The 3,084-nt window shown below is 60.4% G+C and carries 1 protein-coding gene; it reads left to right on the forward strand.

The window, feature by feature from the left end; translation table 11 throughout:
* Positions 1-580: 580 nt before the first annotated feature.
* Entirely contained in the window at positions 581-2,884 is a 2,304-nt protein-coding gene (locus AWB67_RS35760) for a phosphoketolase family protein (RefSeq protein WP_087660604.1), read from the forward strand.
* The last annotated feature ends 200 nt before the right edge of the window (positions 2,885-3,084 follow it).

Consider the following 3,084-nt stretch of genomic DNA (forward strand, 5'->3'; position numbering starts at 1 on the left):
GACAATGAGTGAGAATGCTATCGCATCTCGCTCCGCTTATTTGCTGCACCGAACCGCCTTCAGGATGTGCAGATCCTCGCAGATGTCGGTACGCGCGGAGACGCGCTCCGACTTGCGCCTATGCCGCCTAGAGGCGATCGCAAGCGAAAGGCTTGATCTGAATCAAGGGCGCCAAGGCTCATGTTCGTAGACTCGGATCAAGTCGAACGCCTCACCCCTCCTCGAGCCCATACCGACGACGGCATCGCGCATTACATCATGAAATGCGCGGCGAGTTCGACGCCGAACTGGTCGACCTGGTCGACATGGGCGCGCACTGTCGTCGCGGATCGCGGCAGTTCACGCTCGGCAGCGCCCCGAAAGCTTCCTGCGCCTCATGCATCGCTTCGACGCGACGGCTACCATGTGCCATTGGTCCATTTGTTCATTCCCACGACACATGCGCTTCAGAAACTAACCTGTTTTCATGTCTGGCTGTCGCCCACCTGCCCCGGACGGCGTTCGGGTAATCGAATCAAAACCATTCATTCACGATCGACAGGAGAAGCAATTAAACCTCGACAGTCAATCGCCTGCACCAATGCAAAGCCCCCAAACGCCGCCGCTTTCGCCCGACGAACTGAGCAAGATCGACGCCTATTGGCGAGCCTGCAACTATCTATCGGTGGGCATGATCTATCTGCGCGCGAATCCGCTGCTGAAAGAGCCGCTCTTGCCGGAGCACATCAAGAGGCGCCTGCTCGACCACTGGGGATCTGACCCCGGCCAGTCGTCCGCTTGGGTGCATCTGAACCGCCTCATCCTGAGAGACGATCTGAACGTGCTCTTCGTGTCCGGACCCGGGCACGGCGCGCCTGCGACGCTCGCCAACTCCTGGCTGGAGAGTGTTTACTCCGAGGTCTATCCGGACCGCGGCGCCGATGAACGCGGCATGCTCAGGCTCTTTCGCGCATTCTCGTCGCCGGGGGGGATCGGCTCGCACTGCACGCCCGAGACGCCCGGCTCGATACATGAAACCATGGTGGGCGACGGCGAAGCCGAGACCGGACCGCTCGCCACGTCCTGGCATTCGAACAAGTTCCTTAACCCGGTCACGGACGGCGCGGTCCTTCCGATCCTCAATCTGAACGGCTACAAGATCGCCAATCCAACGATCCTCGCACGCATCCCGTACGAAGAGCTGGAGGCGCTCTTCATCGGCTATGGCTACAAGCCCCATTTCGTCGAAGGCTGCGAGCCCGAGGAAATGCATCGGCGAATGGCGACGACGCTTGACGCATGCATCGGAGAGATCCGCGCCATTCAGCAACATGCCCGCACGCGCAGAGACTCGACGCGTCCCCGCTGGCCGATGATCGTGCTGCGCACGCCGGAGGGCTGGACAGGTCCGAAGGAAGTGGACGGTCACAAGGTGCAAGACTTCTGGCGCTCGCACCAGGTGCCAGTATCCGATCCGGTGACCAACCGCGGGAACCTGCGCCTCCTCGAAGCGTGGATGCGCAGCTACCGGCCCGAAAAGCTGTTCGACGAAGAGGGTCGGCTAATCGAGGTGCTACGCGAACTCGCGCCGAAGGGCGAGCGGCGCATCAGCGCGAACCCGCACGCGAATGGCGGCAAGCTGCGCAAGTCGCTCGATTTGCCCGACATCCACGACTTCGCATTCGAATTCAAGGCGCCAGGCACCGTGTACCAGTCGCCGACCGTCGTGCTCGCCAGGTTCCTCACCGAGGTGATCCGTCGCAACATGAACAACTTCCGGCTCTTCGGCCCGGACGAAACGGCGAGCAACAAGCTCGACGGGGTCTATGAGGCGTCAGGCAAGCGCTGGATAGCGCAGACGAACCCGGAGGACAGTGATGGGGGCGCACTTTCGCCCGACGGTCGCGTGATGGAAATGCTGAGCGAGCACACGCTCGAAGGCTGGTTCGAAGGCTACGTGCTCACCGGGCGTCATGGCCTCTTTGCCACCTACGAGGCGTTTGTCCACGTGATCGACTCAATGTTCAATCAGCACGCCAAATGGCTGGAGAAATCAAAGAAGGACCTCGACTGGCGCGCACCGGTGCCGTCGATCAACCTGCTCATCACGTCGCTCGTCTGGCGGCAGAACAACGGCTTCACCCATCAGGACCCGGGCTTTCTCGATGTCGTCACGAACAAGAGCCCGGACGTCGTGCGCATCTATCTGCCGCCCGATGCGAACTGCCTCCTGAGCGTGGCGGACCATTGCCTGCGCAGTCGTGACTACGTGAACGTGATTGTCGCGGACAAGCAGCCGCATCTGCAATATCTCAGCATGCGAGAAGCAATCATCCACTGCACCAAAGGAATCGGCATCTGGGACTGGGCATCGACCGACGCGTGCGCGGAGCCCGACGTCGTGATGGCCTGCGCGGGGGACATCGCGACGATGGAGTCGCTCGCCGCCGTGCGGATCCTGAAACAACACTTCAAGGACCTCAAAATCCGCTTCGTCAACGTGGTCGACCTGTTTCGTCTCTTGCCGGATACGGATCATCCTCACGGCCTTTCGCATCGCGACTTCGACTCGATCTTCACGCGCGACAGGCCGGTCATTTTCAACTTCCATTCGTATGGGTCGCTGGTGCACAAGCTCACCTACAATCGCACGAATCACGAGAATATCCACGTGCACGGCTATCGCGAGAAAGGCAACATCAATACGCCATTTGAGCTTGCCATCATCAACGAGGTGGACCGCTACACACTCTCCATCGACGTGATCGACCGCGTACCGCGCTTGGCGGACTCGGGCGCTCATACCAAGAACTGGCTCAAGGAGCAGATCATCGAGAGCATCCGGCATGCGCACGAGGAAGGCATCGATTGCGATGAGATCCGCGAGTGGACCTGGGATGATTGAGGGCCTTGCACCTGGCAGGCAAACGCAGGAGAGCTATCCAGAGGCGCAATCCGCAGCGGGTTGCGGCCGATCCGGTCTTCGCGCGTGGCATAGCACGCCGTCGGTTTTGAAGGGTAAGGTGACGGAGGGTCGCTGCTCATCCAAAATGAAGGGATAACCGAAGGAGAACATTGCAGTGCTTTGAGTTCCCGCCCTTAAAA

This window comes from Caballeronia terrestris (assembly GCF_001544515.1).
In the GTDB taxonomy this organism is placed as follows: Bacteria; Pseudomonadota; Gammaproteobacteria; order Burkholderiales; family Burkholderiaceae; genus Caballeronia; species Caballeronia terrestris.

Bases quoted from the DNA above. Each gene is read 5' to 3' on its own strand.
- AWB67_RS35760 (WP_087660604.1), top strand. From the start codon at position 581: ATGCAAAGCCCCCAAACGCCGCCGCTTTCGCCCGACGAACTGAGCAAG.